This is a genomic window from Xanthomonas euvesicatoria (assembly GCF_013112235.1).
GTDB classification, from domain to species: Bacteria; Pseudomonadota; Gammaproteobacteria; order Xanthomonadales; family Xanthomonadaceae; genus Xanthomonas; species Xanthomonas euvesicatoria.
Window position 1 is genome coordinate 1,709,016 of record NZ_JABFFS010000001.1, and the last position, 16,265, is coordinate 1,725,280.

13 protein-coding genes are annotated in these 16,265 nt (G+C 67.2%); 5 read left to right on the plus strand and 8 right to left on the minus strand.

Annotation, left to right across the window (positions count from 1 at the left end; all coding sequences use genetic code 11):
• Positions 1–325: 325 nt before the first annotated feature.
• From HLH45_RS07260 to ampE, 3 genes are all read left to right on the plus strand, one after another.
• Positions 326–1,588: a lipase family protein gene (locus tag HLH45_RS07260; RefSeq protein WP_008574007.1), complete on the plus strand. Its 1,263-nt coding sequence runs from the start codon at positions 326–328 to the stop codon at positions 1,586–1,588.
• Between the two features lie 309 nt (positions 1,589–1,897).
• The gene (gene nudC, locus HLH45_RS07265) at positions 1,898–2,788 is read left to right on the plus strand and encodes an NAD(+) diphosphatase (protein WP_014089201.1); all 891 of its coding nucleotides are present in this window, start codon (positions 1,898–1,900) and stop codon (positions 2,786–2,788) included.
• Positions 2,789–2,861: 73 nt separating this feature from the next.
• Positions 2,862–3,752, plus strand: a complete 891-nt coding sequence (gene ampE, locus HLH45_RS07270) for a regulatory signaling modulator protein AmpE (protein ID WP_008574009.1) — start codon at positions 2,862–2,864, stop codon at positions 3,750–3,752.
• 79 nt (positions 3,753–3,831) lie between these two features.
• Here the strand turns inward: ampE and HLH45_RS07275 are convergent, their stop codons facing one another.
• From HLH45_RS07275 to HLH45_RS07290, 4 genes are all read right to left on the minus strand, one after another.
• Positions 3,832–4,242, minus strand: coding sequence for a DUF2752 domain-containing protein (locus HLH45_RS07275; protein ID WP_008574010.1), 411 nt, complete (start codon positions 4,240–4,242; stop codon positions 3,832–3,834).
• Complete coding sequence (locus HLH45_RS07280) at positions 4,242–4,586, minus strand: CD225/dispanin family protein (protein WP_005920117.1); 345 nt, start codon at positions 4,584–4,586, stop codon at positions 4,242–4,244. Before HLH45_RS07280 ends, HLH45_RS07275 begins: the two co-directional genes overlap by 1 nt.
• Before the next feature lie 462 nt (positions 4,587–5,048).
• Positions 5,049–6,971 carry an MFS transporter gene (locus tag HLH45_RS07285; RefSeq protein WP_008574011.1) on the minus strand — a complete coding sequence of 641 codons (1,923 nt, stop codon included), beginning with the start codon at positions 6,969–6,971 and terminating at the stop codon, positions 5,049–5,051.
• A gap of 68 nt (positions 6,972–7,039) precedes the next feature.
• The gene (locus HLH45_RS07290) at positions 7,040–7,942 is read right to left on the minus strand and encodes a LysR family transcriptional regulator (protein WP_008574012.1); all 903 of its coding nucleotides are present in this window, start codon (positions 7,940–7,942) and stop codon (positions 7,040–7,042) included.
• Between the two features lie 97 nt (positions 7,943–8,039).
• On the opposite strand from HLH45_RS07290, the gene HLH45_RS07295 reads away from it, so the two are divergent.
• Complete coding sequence (locus HLH45_RS07295) at positions 8,040–9,230, plus strand: MFS transporter (protein WP_008574013.1); 1,191 nt, start codon at positions 8,040–8,042, stop codon at positions 9,228–9,230.
• A 131-nt stretch (positions 9,231–9,361) separates the two neighbouring features.
• Here HLH45_RS07295 and yccS read toward each other — a convergent pair whose 3' ends face one another.
• The 4 genes from yccS to purH all read right to left on the minus strand — a co-directional run bounded on the left by yccS (position 9,362) and on the right by purH (position 15,565).
• Entirely contained in the window at positions 9,362–11,575 is a 2,214-nt protein-coding gene (gene yccS, locus HLH45_RS07300; protein ID WP_014089206.1) for a YccS family putative transporter, read from the minus strand.
• A 208-nt stretch (positions 11,576–11,783) separates the two neighbouring features.
• Positions 11,784–13,079 carry a phosphoribosylamine--glycine ligase gene (purD, locus tag HLH45_RS07305; protein WP_008574017.1) on the minus strand — a complete coding sequence of 432 codons (1,296 nt, stop codon included), beginning with the start codon at positions 13,077–13,079 and terminating at the stop codon, positions 11,784–11,786.
• Positions 13,080–13,111: 32 nt separating this feature from the next.
• A complete protein-coding gene (locus tag HLH45_RS07310; protein ID WP_031420857.1) occupies positions 13,112–13,957 on the minus strand; it encodes a hypothetical protein in 846 nt (281 codons plus the stop codon).
• 24 nt (positions 13,958–13,981) lie between these two features.
• Entirely contained in the window at positions 13,982–15,565 is a 1,584-nt protein-coding gene (gene purH / locus HLH45_RS07315; protein ID WP_008571212.1) for a bifunctional phosphoribosylaminoimidazolecarboxamide formyltransferase/IMP cyclohydrolase, read from the minus strand.
• 73 nt (positions 15,566–15,638) lie between these two features.
• On the opposite strand from purH, the gene HLH45_RS07320 reads away from it, so the two are divergent.
• The gene (locus HLH45_RS07320; protein ID WP_008571211.1) at positions 15,639–16,256 is read left to right on the plus strand and encodes a CDP-alcohol phosphatidyltransferase family protein; all 618 of its coding nucleotides are present in this window, start codon (positions 15,639–15,641) and stop codon (positions 16,254–16,256) included.
• The last annotated feature ends 9 nt before the right edge of the window (positions 16,257–16,265 follow it).

A 16,265-nucleotide genomic window follows, 5' to 3' on the forward strand; every position in this document is an offset into this window, starting at 1 on the left:
TTTCTGCGCTGCAGGTTTCGCGGCGCGCGCGCCAGCTTCGTGCGTGCGCGATGGCGCGCAGATCCGGATGACCATACTGCGTGCGTGCTTACCGCTGGCGCCACGATATGCGCGTTTTTTTCAGGCATTGCCGCTTGTCCACGCTGATCCACCGCAGTCGTGTGCGACACCGTGCTGATGCGCATGCCATGCCTTGTGTCGATTCCACGCCGTGGTGCAGTGAGCGTTCCCGCTCGTTCCGCACCTGGATCGGGCACCGGCACCGATCCGGTGTCGGCTGATTGCTGCGCGTCTGTTCCGTCCTTCCCCAAGAGAGCATTACTTCATGTTGCAGATCAACTCCCGATCGGCGTTTGGCCTGGCGGCCATGTTGGGCATCGCCAGCGCAGTGCTTGCACCCGCCGCGCAGGCCGCGCCCGCGCGCGGTACCTTGCTTACCAGCAATTTCCTGACCAGCTACAGCCGTGACGCGATCGGCGCGATGCTGGCCTCCGAGCCGCAGGCCGAACAGCCCAAATGCAATGTCCGTGTCGCCGAATTCACCTATGCAACCGTCGGTGTCGAAGGCGAACCTGCAACCGCATCTGGCGTGCTGCTGGTTCCAGATGGCGAGCGGTGCGTAGGGCCGTATCCGTTGCTCGGCTGGGGACGTCCGACCGGAACGGTTCGCACTGAGGAGCAGGCCAAGGACATCCGCGATGCCAAGGGCAACGACCCACTGGTCACGCGCCTGGCCAGCCAGGGGTATGTCGTGGTCAGCAGTGATTATCTGGGGCTCGGGAAGTCCAACTACGGTTATCACCCGTATTTGCACAGCGCGACCGAGGCGAGTGCGACCATCGATGCGATGCGTGCGGCGCGCAATGTGTTGCAGCGCTTGAACACGCCGCTGTCCGGCAAGGTGATGCTGTCGGGTTATTCGCAGGGCGGCCACACGGCGATGGCCACCCAGCGTGAGATAGAGACGCATCTGTCCAAGGAATTCCATCTGGTGGCCAGTGCGCCGATCTCCGGGCCTTACGCGCTGCAGCAGACATTTTTGGACAGCTGGAGCGGCAGCAATGCGGTAGGCGAAAGCAGCTTCGGCATCATTCTGGGCAGCTATGCCATCGTCGCGATGGAGCACACCTACAAGAACATCTATCTGGAGCCCGGACAGGTGTTTCAGGAGCCGTGGACTGCCAAAGTGGAGCCCTTGTTCCCGGGCAAGCAAAGCCTGACCGATCTGTTTCTCGGCGACACCTTGCCAGGCATCGATCAAATCAAGGCGTATTTCCAGCCTGGCTTCTACCGCGACTTTGCCAGCAACCCCGCCAACCCGTTCCGCCAGGATCTGGCGCGCAACGATCTGCTGGCGTGGGCGCCGCAAACCCCGACCTTGCTGTGCGGTTCGTCCAACGATGCCACCATTCCGCTCAAGAACGCGCAGACCGCCATCGCCAGCTTCAAGCGGCGTGGCAGCAACCAGGTGGCGTTGGTGGATATCGGCACCGGCAACTCCAGCGACAACTCGGCCTTCGCCCATCTGTTGACGAACGAGCCGTGCATCGTGGCGGTGCGGCATCAGCTGTTGGACAAGCAGCGCTGATACAGCGCTCGTTGCTTGACCCTGCCGAAAGAACCGTGCAGGTGCGGGCGTATCCCAAGCCCGCACCTGCACGGTTCTTCACTGCAGCCGGTGCAGCGCACTGCCGTGACCATTGGCGAACGTGCGTGTACTGGCATGGCCGCGCCTGCGCGCGGTCCCGTGATGGGGGCCGCGCGACCAGGCGTGAACCACGTTCCAAGCCGGTGGCCAGCGCGGGCGGCGCCCGCGTCTGAACACGCACCGCAGGCGCGCTCGGTCGAGTGCGTACGATGGTTGCAGGCGCTGCCGATTATCGGCAGGCTTGCGCCGATGTCAGAGTCTCTTTTTTCATCTTCCGGTTTTGCCTTCACCCACGCGCCGCTCGATCGCGGCGATATGTTGCGTGACGATCCCGACGCCCTGGCGCGTCTGTGGCCGCAGGGCCGTGTGCTGTTGATCGACGCCAAAGGCGCGGCGCTGGCCGATGCCGATGGCCAGCCATTGTTGCTGGATGGCGCCGAACTGGGCGACGGGCCGGAGGCTGCGATCTTCCTGGGTCTGCGCGATGCGGTGGGCTGGTTTTGTGTGCCGGCCGACATTGTCGCGGTGCAGGCGCCGCAGCGGATCGATCTGCGCCAGGCCGCCGCCGACTGGCCTGCCGAGATCGCTACCGCCTTCGCCTATGCACGCGCCATGTTGCACTGGCAATCGCGCACGCGCTTTTGCGGTGTCTGCGGCGGTGCGATCGCGTTCCGGCGCGCCGGCTTCATCGCGCACTGCACGCAATGCCAGACCGAGCATTACCCGCGCGTGGACCCGGCCATCATCGTGGCGGTCAGCGATGGAGCGCGCTTGCTGCTTGGTCGCCAGGCTAGCTGGGCCCCAGGACGTTATTCGGTGATTGCCGGGTTTGTCGAACCGGGCGAGTCGCTGGAGCAGACCGTGGCGCGCGAGGTGTTCGAGGAAACCCGCGTGCATGTACAGGACTGCCGCTACCTGGGCGCGCAGCCGTGGCCCTTCCCGGGCGCGCTGATGCTGGGCTTCACCGCGCGTGCCGCAGCGACCGAGGTGCCGCAGGTCACCGGTGAGCTGGAAGACGCGCGCTGGGTCAGCCATGCGCAGGTCAGCGCTGCGCTGGCCGGCGAGGGCGACATCGGGTTGCCGCCGCGCATTTCCATTGCGCGTGCGTTGATCGAGCATTGGCATCGTGCGCATGGCTGAGCCAGGCCGGCTTTTGCAGTGTTGCAGCGGCGCTCGCGTCCGCTCGGCTAGACTCGGCTGAGGAGGCCTGCCCATGTTCACCACCTTGGTTGCCGTCGTCGTCGCGCTCACGCTGGGCCATCTGGTACCGGCGCAGGTAGCCAGGCTGCGCAATTTCGCCTGGTTCGGCCAATGGCTGCGCCGGCTGGACGGTTACGCGGCCGGGCGCGGTGCGTGGCAAGGGCGCTATGGCGTGCTGCTGGCGGTGCTGCCGGCGCTGGTGGTGCTGCTGGTGCAGTGGCTGCTGGACGATGTCTGGCACGGTTTTCTGGACTTGCTGTTCGGCGTGGCGGTGCTGGCCTGGACCTGGGGCCCGCGCGATCTGGATCGCGATGTGGAAGCGGTCATCGACGCCGACGAGCCGCACACGCGACGCGAAGCGATTTCGCACCTGCAGGCCGCCGGCGGCAGCGTGCATGAAGATGCGCCATCGCTGGTGGAAGCGGTGGTGGTCAACGGCCTGCGGCGCTGGTTCGCGGTGCTGTGGTGGTTTCTGCTGCTGGGGCCGTTCGGCGCGGTGCTGTATCGGCTCACTGCGCTGGCGGTGGAAAGCCCGCTGGCCGTGTTGCTGCCGCCCCGCAATCTGGCTGGCGCGCGCTGGTTGCTGGCGGTGCTGGAATGGCCGGTGGCGCAGTTGATGACGATATCGATGGCGCTGGTGGGTAACTTCGATACGGTGTTCCGCGCCTGGCGCGAGGCGCACGGCAATCGCTGGTCGCTGGAGCCGCATTTTCTCGGCGCGGTGGCGCGCGCCAGCGTCAGCGCCGAGCTGCGCGAGGAAGCGCACGACTACACCGATTCGGGCCTGGTACCGGTGTGGCGCCGCCTGCCGGAAGTCCGCGATGCGATGAGCCTGGTGTGGCGCGTGCTGCTGCTGTGGTTGGTGGTGCTGGCGTTGTTGGTGATTGCGGGATGGGTGCGGTAGCGCCGCGCATGATGTCGTGCGAAAGGATGTGTAGCGCGCGTCCGCGTGGGAACCTCGGCGCATCGCGCTTGTTTGCGGTCTAACCCGGCGCCAGCAGCGTAAACGGGTACCACGGCAGATTCCTTGCGATCCAATACATCGGCAAGGCCCATAACCAGAACTTCGGTTCGGACATCACGGCCACCACCGGGGCAAACCAGCGTGCGCGCCAGCCGGCTTTCCAGGCGATCAGGCCGGGCAGGGTGAACAGGCCGAGCACGGCGGCCGGATTCATTGCGAAGGCGCCGGGCAGGTCGAAGTGGACCAGCGCATACAGTGCGCGGGTCATGCCGCAGCCGGGGCAATAGCAGCCGGTGACGGCGCGGAACACGCAGGGCGGGAACGGGCTGTTGCCCGCATTCGGATCGAAGCGATACAGCAACGACACGCCAAGGGCGGCCACGCTGGTGGCCGCCCCCAGTCCAAGCCAGTGGCGTGGACGCAGTTCCATTACTGCATGTGCTGCAACTGCTGCATGTAGTCCATGTAGCCCTGCATGCCGCCGGTGGCCACCATGCCGATGTTGATCAGCAGGCCGATCGCGGCCAGCACGCTGGTCACGATGCACCAGGTCTTGGCGGTGTTGGAGGCGCGACGTGCGCCGTCGATGTCGCCCTGGTTGAGCAGGCCGTTGACCTTGCTGGAAAACACGATCGCCACGATGCCGGAGATCAGCGCCGGGCAGCACAGGCAAAAGCCCAGCACGGTGGAAACGATCGCCCAGATCAGGTGATTCGGTACCGGGCCGGGCGCGGCGCTGGACGAGGGATGGATCGGCGGTGGCATGGCACTCATGGTGAAGCTCCTTGGGTGGTAAACAACAGCGAACTGATGGGTGAGTGGGGTGGATTATCGGGCGCCATGCGCGGCGGCGATGCGCCCGGTGTGCGCTGACGACGGCCGAGTGACTCTCATGCGCGCTTTGGCGCGCGTGGGAGCCGGGGCCCGCGTTCGGTCGCGGCAGCGGCGAGTAGCGTTGCGCGGTGCCGGAGGGCTGCTCGCGCTAGCGAACGGGCGCTCCACGCCTGCGCAGCGAACGAACGCGGTGGCATGCCCATCGCTGCCGGCACAGCCAGCCGCTGGAATGCGTCACGCCCGCCGGTTACGGCAGACGCCTCAGGCGCGATGATGTTGAGCACAACGACGTCCCCCCGGTACGACCGGCCGCGTCCGCTTGGCGGCTGCGACGGCAAAGCGTGCAATGGCGCACAGGCTACTCGCGGCGCGCCATGGACGCAAAGCCTGCACCGGCCGGGCTCAGGGCTGATCCTGCCGCAGCGCGCGCACCTGTTGTTCGAGCAGCGCGGCACTGGCCTGATCGCCGGCCACTGCTGCCCCTGCCACCACGTCGATCTGCGCGCGCATCCGCCGCGGCACCCGCATGCGGCCCAGGCGCGTGTCGCGCCGGCTCCACATGCTCGACCACATGCCGCGCAGCGCCATCGGAATGACCGGCACGTTGCGGCGCTGCAGAACCTTTTCCACGCCGGATTTGAAGGGGGCGATTTCGCCATCCTTGGTCAACGCGCCCTCGGGGAAGATGCACACCAGCTCGCCATCGGCCAATGCGGCATCGATGCGGTCGAAGGCCTGCTGCATCAATGCGGGGTCTTCGCGCGCGCCGGCGATCGGGATGGCCTTGGCGGTGCGGAAGATCCAGCGCATGACCGGGATGCGGAAGATCTTGTAGTACATGACAAAGCGCACCGGACGCGGGATCACCGCCGACAGGATCAGCGCGTCCATGTAGCTGACGTGGTTGCACACCAGCAGGGCGGCACCCTCGTCGGGCACGTGCGCGTCGATGTTGCGCGCGCGCAGGCGGTACAACACGCTCACCAGCACCCAGCTGAGGAAGCGCATCAGGAATTCGGGCACCAGGGTGAAGATCCACAGTGCCACCAGCGTGTTGGCGATCGCCAGCGCCAGGAACACTTGCGGAATGCTCAGGCCCGGCAGCGGAATCCGCACCCCGAACAGCACCACCTGCGGCAACTGCAGCGCGATACCGATGACCGCCGCAGCCACGATGAACAACGAGTTCTGGATATTGAGCCCGGCGATCACGCGCGAGAGCTCGGCCTTGGGCGTGCGGCTCTGGATCAGCGCAAACAACGGCACCACGAACAGGCCGGTGAACAGGCCGATGCCGACCAGGTCGATGATCAGCCGCACGCTGCCGGGCTGCTGCACGAACTGGCCGATCGACAGGCCGGTGGCCGGCGCCGCGCCAGGCCGGGCGAAGTACAGGTCCAGCAGGAAGGCGCTGATGCCGAACGCGCCCAGCGGCACCAGGCCGATTTCCACGGTGCGGCCAGACAGGCGTTCGCACAGCAGCGAGCCGGCGCCGGTGCCGATCGAAAACAGCGCCAGCGCGAACACGTACAGGTCCTGCTGGCCGCCCAGGTTGAGCTGCGCATAGGTGGGCAGCTGCGCGGTCAGCACGGTGCCGACAAACCAGAACCACGACACGCCCAGCACCGCGTTGCGCACCGCCAGCGTGCGGCGGGTCAGGCGCATGATGGCGCGCGATTCGGGAATGGGGTTCCAGTTGATCTTCAGCTCGGGCGCGCCGGCGTCCACGCGCGGTACCAGCCGCGCCACCAGGTTGCCAGTGACGGCAATCGCGATCACCGCTGTGGCGGCAGCCTCCGGCCCATGACTGCCGGCGATCTGGAAGATCAGCCCGCCGAAGATCATGCCGCACAGGATCGAGATCGAGGTGCCCATCTCGACCAGGCCGTTGCCGCCGGTGAGTTCTTCCGGCTTCAGCACCGACGGCAGGATCGAATATTTCACTGGCCCGAACAGCGTGGACTGCAGGCCGGTGCAGAACAGCGCAATCAGCAGGATCACCATGTTCTCGGTGATGAAGCCGACGGCAGCCAGCGACATGATCGCAATCTCCATCGTGGTGGTGATCACGATGAGCTTCTGCTTTTCCAGCTTCTCGGCAATCTGCCCGGCCAGCGCGGAGAACAGGAAGTACGGCAGGATGAACAATGCCGGCGCCAGGTTGGTATACAGCGTGCGCTGGGCGGCATCGATGCCGAGATAGAACAACAGGCCGATGATGGCCTGCCGATAGACGTTGTCGTTGAACGCGCCCAGCGCCTGGACAGCGAAGAACGGCAAGAAGCGGCGCTGCCTGAGCAGGGCGAACTGACTGTGACCGGACATGCAGTTTCCTTTGCGAACGCGCGCAGCCTAGCAGGCTTCCACGGCGTGCTGGTGGATGGCGGCTGCGTTCAGCGGCTTCTAGGTGCCGGCGGCCTGCGTTGCGCGTGCTGGGCGCGCAGCAAGGCCACGAAGGCGCGTGCGGCCGGGCTGGGATCGGGCCGCCACACCGCGTAGGTCAGAAAGCGGTAACGCTCCTTCAAGGCCACCGCGACCACGCCGTGCATGGCCCCGGCCATGGTCTGCGGGACGATGCCCACGCCCAGGTTGGCGGCGACCAGTTCGCGCACCAGATCGGCGTGGGTGACTTCGTACTGCTGGCGTTGCCGCAGGCCCCCCTGCGCAAACGCAGCATCGATGATGCCGCGCACGCCGGCACCGGGAACCAGCCCGGCCATCGGTTCGTCGTCAAGCTCGGCCAGTGCCACCCGTTTGCGTGCGGCAAAGCGGTGGCCCGGTGCCACGATCAAGGCCAAGGCCTCTTCATGCAGCAGCAGGCGCTGCGCCGGCACCGCAAGCTGCGGGCCGACCCCCACCAGGGCGACATCCAGCCGGCCTTCGCCCAGATCGTGCAGCAAGGCCTCGCTCATGGCGGTGCGCAGATGCACGTCCACCCGCGCATGCGCGCTGCGGAACTGCTGCAGCAACGCCGGCAGTTGCACGGTGGTGAGCGAGGAAATCTGCCCCAACGCCAGCCGCCCGCGCACGGTACCCAGGGCCTGTGCCATTTCCTCGTGCAGGCGCTCGGCAGCGCGCAGGGTCTGGCGGGCATTGTGCAGGAACACCTCGCCGGCGGCGGTGGGCCGCACCTGGCGGGTGCCGCGTTCGAACAGGCGTGCGCCGAAGGTCTCTTCGATCTTGGCGACCTGGTGGCTGAGCGCCGATTGCACGGTGTTGCAGCGGCGCGCAGCAGCGGTGAAGCCGCCTTCTTCGGCCACGGCAATGGCAAATTCCAGTTGGCGCAAGGTCAGCATGCAATCTCGAAAAAAGATGGCGATGGTGAAAACAATACATTGGAAAGATGCGTGCCGGCTGCCCACACTGTGCACATTCCTTGACCAGGCAGCAGCCATGCAGACCGAGCCCACCTCCCACCCGCCCTTGCCCCGTCGCCTGGTGCTGCTGATGGCTGCCGCCACCGGGTTGGCGGTGGCGAGCAATTACTACGCCCAGCCTCTGCTGGAAACGCTGGCGCAGGCGTTCGGCATCCAGGTGCGCAGTGCCGGTGCGGTGGTCACCGCGGCGCAGCTGGCTTACGCGGCAGGGTTGCTGTTGCTGGTGCCGCTTGGCGACCGGCTGGAGCGCCGCGGCCTGATCGTGGGCCTGTTCGTGCTGAGCGCGCTCGGGCTGCTGGTGAGCGCCAGTTCGCACAGTTTTGCGATGTTGCTGGTCGGCACCATCGTGACCGGCGCCAGCTCGGTGGCGGCGCAGATCCTGGTGCCGTTCGCCGCCACGCTGGCGGCGCCCCACGAGCGTGGCCGGGTGATCGGCACGGTGATGAGCGGGTTGCTGCTGGGGATCTTGCTGGCGCGCACCGCGGCCGGCGTGCTGGCCGGTGTCGGCGGCTGGCATACGGTGTACTGGATCGCCTCGGTCGCGTTGTTGCTCACCGCCGGGCTGTTGTGGCGCGGGCTGCCGCGCCATCCCGGCAACGCGCAACTGGCGTATCCGCAGTTGGTGGGCTCGGTGCTGGCGCTGCTGCGCGACGATGCGGTGCTGCGTTCGCGCGCGGTGCTGGGCGGGCTGATCTTTGCAGGATTCAGCATGTTCTGGACCACGCTGGCGTTTTTGTTGTCCGGGCCGAGTTATGGCTATGGCACTGCGGTGATCGGCTTGTTCGGCCTGATCGGTGCGGCCGGTGCACTGGCGGCCAATCGTTCCGGGCATTGGTCCGATCACGGCCATGGCGACCGCGTGAGCTGGGGCGGGCTGGCGATGTTGCTGCTGTCGTGGGGCTTGCTCGCGTTTGCGCCGCAGTCGATCGGGCTGCTGATCGTCGGCGTGCTGCTGCTGGATATCGCAGTGCAGGGCGTGCATATCGCCAACCAGAGCGTGATCTATCAGCGCAACCCGGCGGCGCGCAATCGCATCACCTCGGCCTACATCACCTGCTATTTCATCGGTGGTGCCGTGGGGTCGACGTTGGGCACGGCCGCGTATGCGCAGGCCGGGTGGATGGGTGTGGTGATCGGCGGCGCGGTACTGGCTGCAGCGGCACTGGGTTGGGTGGGGCTGAGCGTGGCGCGCAGGCAGTGGAAGTGAGCGTGGCCGGTGGGGCGACGACGCAGCGGTTGCACGCAGTGGCGAATACGCGGCATGGCCGTGTTCGACATCGCTTACCGCATCGAGGCTGCATGTACGGCGCGGCGCCCATGCCTGTCGACCGCTGGCGGCTAGGTCTTGCTGGCCGCCAGACGCGGCGTGTTCTCCGCCGGCGCCGTTGTCACCGCCAGCGCTGCAGCGCGGAGCTTGGGCAGCAGGCGCAGCGTCAATGCCAGTTGGTCGCGCACCAGGCGTTGCTTGGGCGGTAGTTGCACCGGATGGTGTTCCAGCGCTTCGGCGGTGGCCAGTTCTTCGCTTTCGTCGTGCGCCGGCAGCGGTTGGCGTTGGCCAAGGGCGCTGGCGATCTCGCTCAGTGCGCGCTGCAGATATTCGCCGGCTTGCGCGATGGTGGCGTCGTGTTCGCCCTCCAGTGCGGCGCGGTGCGCGCCCAGTGCCGACAGATAGCCGAGCAAGGTGTTGGACAGCGCCAGGAAGCGAAAGCCCGCATCCAGATTGCGCCGATAGCGGCCGGGTTCGCGCAGCATGTTGGATAAGGCCACCGACAACGCAGCATCGGCGTTGTGCATGTCGCGGCGCGCAATGCGGTAGGGCAGGTCGTCGCGCTTGCCGCTGGCGTACTGCTCCAGCACCTGGGCCAGATAACGCGCGCAGCTGGCCAGCACCGTGGCCATCACCTGGTTCAGCCGGCGGCCCTGCCAGTCCGGCAGGATCAGGAACGAGGCGGCCGCGGCAATCGCGCAACCGATCAGGGTGTCGATCAGGCGCGGCCAGATCAGCACGAAGCCATCGCCCAGCAGGTTGAAGCAGAACAGCGCCATCACCGTGATGCCGGCGGTGGCCAGCATGTAGCGATCGGTGCGGGTGATGAAGAACACCAGCGCGCCGGCCAGCGCCAGCAGCAGCTGCACTTCGGTGGTGGGGAACAGCTGCATCAGCGCCCAGGTGGCGACCAGGCCGATCAAGGTGCCGGCAATGCGCTGCACCAGCCGCAGGCGCGTGGCGCCGTAGTTGGGCCGGCACACGAATGCGGTGGTGAGCAGGATCCAGTACCCGTTGTCGGCGTGGATGGATTGCATGATGGCGTAGCCCACCAGCAGCGCGATGGCCATGCGCAGGCCATGGCGGAACAGCACCGAGCCGGGCGTGAGTTGTTGCGCCAGCCGCGCGCCCATTTCGCGCAAGGTGTGCGGCGAGGAATCGCGTAGCCGGGTGTCGAGGTTGTCGCTGGTGGAATCGGATTGCGCCGCTTCCGACAACCTGCGTTCGATGCTCTGCAGATTGGTCACCAGCAGCTCCAGCGCGCCAAGCAGGCGGGCCAGTGCGGGGTCGGCGCGCGCGTGCAGATAATCCAGCGATTGGCGCAGGTCTTCGGTGGCCAGGCGGCTGCTGTCGCCGTAATCGAACGGGTGGCGCAGGCGAATTGCCTCGCCCAACGCCGCGCACGCCTTGCCTTGCAGGGCGAGCAGGCGCTGGCAGCGATACAGCACGTCGCTGTGGAAGAACGCGTCGGTGAGCGCCTCGTAGGGATAGTGCGAGGAGCTGGCGCGCTCGTGGAAGTCCTGCGCCATGTAATACAGCCGGAAATACAGGCCCGATTGCACGCCCGGCCGCCCCGAGCGGCCGAAGCGGCTCATGATGGCGGTCTTGGCCGCATTGAGCGCGCCGACCACCTTGGCGTTCTGTTCGGCCAAGGCCAGCCGGCGTGCATGCAGGTCGCTCTGGCGCACCGGTTCGAACAGATCGGCCTTGAGCTTGAGGTAGCGGCCCAATTCGAAAAACAGCCGCGACAGCCGCTCGCGCACCGGGCGATTGGCGAACAGGATGGTCCACAGGATCGACAGCACGCCGTACCAGGTGGCGCCGATCAGCAGCAGCGCCGCGCCGTGCCAGGCGACCAGCGGATCGCGGCTGCCATGCTGGTCCATGCCGATCATGGCGTAAATCGACAAGGCCACCGTGGCCTGCGCGATCGAGGCATAGCGCTCGCCCAGCGCGCCGAGCAGGGTCAGCGAGAACGTAGCCAACGCCATGCCCAGCACGAACGGCAGCGGATACGGAAACAGCACCACCACTGCGGCGGCGGCGGCGGCGAAACACAGCAGCGAGAGCAGCACCGATTTGATGCGGCCCAGCCAGTTGTCGTCGGTTTCGGCAATGGCGCTGGCGATCGCGCCCAGAAACAGCGCCGGCACCGCAGTGAGCTGTTGCCAGTGCCAGCACACGCCCATCGCCACCGCCAGCGCGATGAACACACGCAGGCCATAGCTGGCCTTTTCATGGGCCCACAAGCGGCTTAAGCGGGTTTCGAAGGAGGGAGTGGCCACAGTCTCTACAAGGCAGGGAGCCCGGGCATTATTGCCGCAGCCACGCGCCGCCGGTGTGGATGGCGGCTAGTTCTTTGTCAGTAGCCGCACGGTGCCAGGCGCCGCAGGTGGCCCGCGCCGGTATCGGCAGGATGCCTGGTGGTGCGCAGGAACCTGCAACCACCGCGTGGCGACAGCGCGCAACGCGGTGGTTGCAGGCGCGAGGCGCTTAGCCCTGCGCCGCCTGCTCGCGGGCGATGGCCCGCCAGCCGATGTCGCTGCGCTGGAAGGCGTTGGGCCAGTGGATCGGCTCGAGGCCAGCATAGGCGTTGCGCTGGGCGTCCTGCACGCTGTCGCCGAGCGCCGCAACGCACAGCACGCGGCCACCGGCGCTGATGACCTCGCCGGCAGCATTCAGCGCAGTGCCGGCATGGAAAACCTTGGCGCTGGCCGGCACCGCGTCCAGCCCGGTGATGACCTCACCGGTGACCGGGGTGTCCGGGTAAGGCTTGGCGGCGATGACCACGCCCAGCGACGGGCGCGGGTCCCACTGCGCGTGCGCGCCATCGAGCTTGCCGTCGATGGCCGCGTCGAGCAGATCGACCAGATCCGACTGCAGGCGCAGCATCACCGGCTGGGTTTCCGGGTCGCCGAAACGCACGTTGAATTCGATCACCTTCGGCGCGCCGTGCGCGTCGATCATCAGCCCGGCATACAGAAAGCCGGTGAACGGCACGCCATCGGCGATCATGCCCTGCACGGTCGGCTCGACCACCTCGCGCATGACCCGCGCATGCACCTGGGGCGTGACCACCGGCGCCGGCGAGTAGGCGCCCATGCCGCCGGTATTGGGGCCGGTGTCGCCGTCGCCGACGCGCTTGTGGTCCTGGCTGGTGGCCATCGGCAAGGCGTGTTTGCCATCGACCATGGAGATGAAGCTGGCCTCTTCGCCGTCGAGGAATTCTTCGATGACCACGCGTGCGCCGGCATCGCCGAACGCATTGCCCGAGAGCATGTCGCGCACCGCGTCTTCGGCCTCGGCCAGGGTCATCGCCACGATCACGCCCTTGCCGGCAGCCAGGCCATCGGCCTTGACCACGATCGGCGCGCCTTTCTCGCGCACATACGCCAGCGCGGCGTCGACTTCGGTGTGCACGGCGTAATACGCGGTGGGAATGCCGTGGCGGGCGAGGAAATCCTTGGCGAAGGCCTTGCTGCCTTCCAGCTGCGCGGCCTTGGCGGTGGGGCCGAAGATGCGCAGGCCGGCGGCATGGAAGCGGTCGACCACGCCCAGCACCAGCGGCACTTCCGGGCCGACCACGGTCAGCGCGACGGCTTCGCGCTGCGCCAGCGCGAGCAGGCCGTCCAGATCATTGACCTTGATCGCGACATTGCGGCATTTGGCTTCGGTGGCGGTGCCGGCATTGCCCGGTGCCACCAGCACCTCGCGCACGCGCGCGGACTGCGCGATCTTCCAGGCCAGGGCATGTTCACGGCCGCCGGAGCCGATGACGAGGATTTTCAAGGCAGTTGCTCGCTAGTACGGGGGAAGGGGCGTTACCTGCAGCCTTCGCGCTGCAGTGCATTGGGAAACGGGTAGGTCCAGGTCTTGGTGTCGAGCGCGAACACGTGGGTCTTGTCCAGGGCCACCCCGCAATCGCTGCCGTGCTCGCGGATGCGCAGCGGCCAGGTGCGCGCCTGCGGCGCGCTGTTGTCCACCTCCAGCGCGAAATCCACGTCGAAGGCCTCGGCAAGGCATTGCGCCTGGGTCTGGTCCGGCTCGCGCGCGTCGTCGTCGCAGGCCAGTGCGCCGCTGTTGTCGATGTGCGCCCGCAGCGAGCCGGCATTGACCAGGCCCTTGGGCCCGGGCACGACCAGATCCTGCGATTCGAGGATCAGGCCCTGGCCCATCCAGAAACTGTGCACGGCAAAGCCGTAGAAATCGCTGCCCAGGCGCAGGACGTCCACGCTGCCTGGCTGGCCGGCGCTGCCGTAGCCGTCGGCGAGCCGTTCGGCCACGACCTTGAAACCGTCGCCATCGCCGCGCAGCACGAAGAAATCGATGAGCCCCGGATTGCCGTGGCCGGCATCGCTGAGGCTGTGGCAGACCGCCAGCAGTTGCTGTACCTGGTCGCCCACCACCACCGGCTGTTCGGCGCAGACTGCGCTGTCGGCCTTGAAGCCGTCGGCTTCGCCGCTCCACTGCGCGGCCAGGCCGGCCTTGCCGCCGTAGCGCGTGCGCAAGAACCCGTCCAGCCGCTCGGTGCGGCTCAGACGGGGGCCGTCGCTGGATGCGGCAGGTGCCGCGGCGCCCGGCGCCGCAGCAGGCGCAGGCGCCTGCCTGCAAGCGCTCAACAGCGCGGCGGTGGCAAGAAACGCGGCAAAACAACGCAGACGCTGCATCGACCTATCCCTGTGCCGGTGACATCAATGCCGGAAGTGGCGCACACCGGTGAACACCATCGCGATGCCGTGTTCGTCGGCGGCGGCGATCACCTCGCCATCGCGCATCGAACCGCCCGGCTGGATCACCGCCTTGATGCCGGCCGCAGCCGCCGCATCGATGCCGTCGCGGAACGGGAAGAACGCATCGGACGCCATCACCGAGCCGGCCACGGTGAGCTTGGCTTCTTCGGCCTTGAGCGCGGCGATCTTGGCGCTGACCACGCGGCTCATCTGCCCGGCGCCCACGCCAATGGTGCGGCTGTCCTTGGCATAGACGATCGCGTTGGATTTGACGTACTTGGCCACGCGCCAGGCAAACAGCAAATCGCCCAGTTCTGCCTCGTTGGGCGCACGTTGGGTGACCACGCTCAACTCGCCCAGCGACATGCTGCGGTTGTCGGCCGACTGCATCAACAGGCCCGAGCCGATCCGCTTGGTGTCGTAGTTGTTCAAGCCATTGCCGTGCGGAATCTTGAGCACGCGCACGTTGGCCTTCCTGGTGGCGTATTCCAGCGCGCCGGCCTCGTAGTCGGGCGCGATCAGCACTTCGACGAACTGGCGGTCCAGAATGGCCTTTGCCGTCGCTGCGTCCAGGGTCTTGTTGAACGCCAGGATGCCGCCGAACGCGCTGGTGGGGTCGGTGGCGTAGGCCAGTTCATAGGCATCGCCGCAGCCCGCGCCCACCGCCACGCCGCAGGGGTTGGCGTGCTTGACGATCACGCAGGCCGGCGCGTCGAACTGGCGCACGCATTCCCACGCTGCATCAGCATCGGCCAGGTTGTTGTAGCTCAGTTCCTTGCCCTGCAACTGCTGGAAGGTGGCCAGCGTGCCCGGCACCGGATACAGGTCGCGGTAGAACGCGCCGGACTGGTGCGGGTTCTCACCGTAACGCAGGTCCATCACCTTGACGAAGTTGGAATTGATCTGCGCCGGGAACGGGCTGCGCGTGGGCACCGCCTCGCTGCTGTCGGCCACTGCCGAGAGATAGTTACTGATCGCCGCGTCGTACTGGGCCACGCGATTGAACGCAGCCACCGACAGCGCAAAGCGCTTGGCCGCCGACAGCTGCCCGTCGTTGGCTTCCAGCTCGGCCAGCAGGTCGGCGTACTGCGCCGGGTCGGTGGCCACGGCCACGCGCGCGAAATTCTTGGCCGCGCTGCGCAACATCGCCGGGCCGCCGATGTCGATGTTTTCCACCGCATCGGCCAGGGTGCAATCGGCTTTCACCGTGACCGACTCGAATGGATACAGGTTCAATACCAGCAGGTCGATCGGCACGATGCCGTGCTCGGCCATCACCGCTTCGTCGACACCGGCGCGCCCGAGCAGGCCGCCATGCACCAGCGGGTGCAGGGTCTTGACGCGGCCATCCATCATTTCCGGGAAACCGGTCAGCTCGGCAACGTCCTTCACCGGCAGGCCGGCCTCGCGGATCGCCTTGGCGGTGCCGCCGGTGGACAGCAGCTCGACGTTGCGCGCCACCAGCGCGCGGGCCAGGTCGATCAGGCCGGTCTTGTCGGAAACGGAGAGCAGGGCCCGGCGCACGGGCAGGAAATCAGAGGCCATCGGTGGGGGATGTCGTTGCGGAGCAGCCGATATTGTAGGCTGCGCCAGCGCTCGAATGGACTCAACACCCCGTATGGCCTCGATCTACGCATTGAAGGGACGCTTCCAGGCGCTGCTGCGGCCGATGGTGGGCGCGCTGTATCGCGGTGGCATCACCGCCAATCAGGTCACGCTGGGCGCAGCGGCGGTGTCGCTGATGGTGGCGGCGGTGGTGTTGCGCGGCGGCCCCAGCTGGCCGCTGCTGTATCTGCTGCTGCCGGTGTGGATGCTGCTGCGCATGGCGCTCAATGCGGTGGACGGCATGCTGGCGCGCGAATTCGGCCAGCAGTCGCGGCTGGGCGCTTACCTCAACGAGCTGTGCGACGTGGTGGCCGATGCGGCCTTGTACTTGAGCCTGCTTGGCGTGCCCGGTGTGAGTGCGCCCTGGCTGTGGATCTTCGCGCTGCTGGCCGCGCTGACCGAGTACGCCGGCGTGCTCGGCCTGATGGTCGGCGCCAGCCGCCGCTACGACGGGCCGATGGGCAAGAGCGACCGCGCCTTCGTCATCGGCGTGCTGGGCGTGGGCCTGGCTTGTGGCTGGCTGGGTGCGCGCGGCGTCACCTGGGTCGCCATTGCCGTGAGCCTGGCCTGCGCGGTCACGGTGTGGCGGCGGGTGCGCGCCGGCCTGGCGCAGGCGCCCGCAGGCACCTAGCGATCCATT

Excerpts from the sequence above, each read along its gene's own strand:
- HLH45_RS07320 (WP_008571211.1), top strand. The coding sequence starts at position 15,639 with ATGGCCTCGATCTACGCATTGAAGGGACGCTTCCAGGCGCTGCTGCGG.
- HLH45_RS07290 (WP_008574012.1), bottom strand. The coding sequence starts at position 7,942 with ATGCTGACCTTGCGCCAACTGGAATTTGCCATTGCCGTGGCCGAAGAA.
- HLH45_RS07280 (WP_005920117.1), bottom strand. The coding sequence starts at position 4,586 with ATGAGTGCCATGCCACCGCCGATCCATCCCTCGTCCAGCGCCGCGCCC.
- purH (WP_008571212.1), bottom strand. The coding sequence starts at position 15,565 with ATGGCCTCTGATTTCCTGCCCGTGCGCCGGGCCCTGCTCTCCGTTTCC.
- HLH45_RS07310 (WP_031420857.1), bottom strand. The coding sequence starts at position 13,957 with ATGCAGCGTCTGCGTTGTTTTGCCGCGTTTCTTGCCACCGCCGCGCTG.
- nudC (WP_014089201.1), top strand. The coding sequence starts at position 1,898 with ATGTCAGAGTCTCTTTTTTCATCTTCCGGTTTTGCCTTCACCCACGCG.
- ampE (WP_008574009.1), top strand. The coding sequence starts at position 2,862 with ATGTTCACCACCTTGGTTGCCGTCGTCGTCGCGCTCACGCTGGGCCAT.
- HLH45_RS07285 (WP_008574011.1), bottom strand. The coding sequence starts at position 6,971 with ATGTCCGGTCACAGTCAGTTCGCCCTGCTCAGGCAGCGCCGCTTCTTG.
- HLH45_RS07275 (WP_008574010.1), bottom strand. The coding sequence starts at position 4,242 with ATGGAACTGCGTCCACGCCACTGGCTTGGACTGGGGGCGGCCACCAGC.
- HLH45_RS07260 (WP_008574007.1), top strand. The coding sequence starts at position 326 with ATGTTGCAGATCAACTCCCGATCGGCGTTTGGCCTGGCGGCCATGTTG.
- HLH45_RS07295 (WP_008574013.1), top strand. The coding sequence starts at position 8,040 with ATGCAGACCGAGCCCACCTCCCACCCGCCCTTGCCCCGTCGCCTGGTG.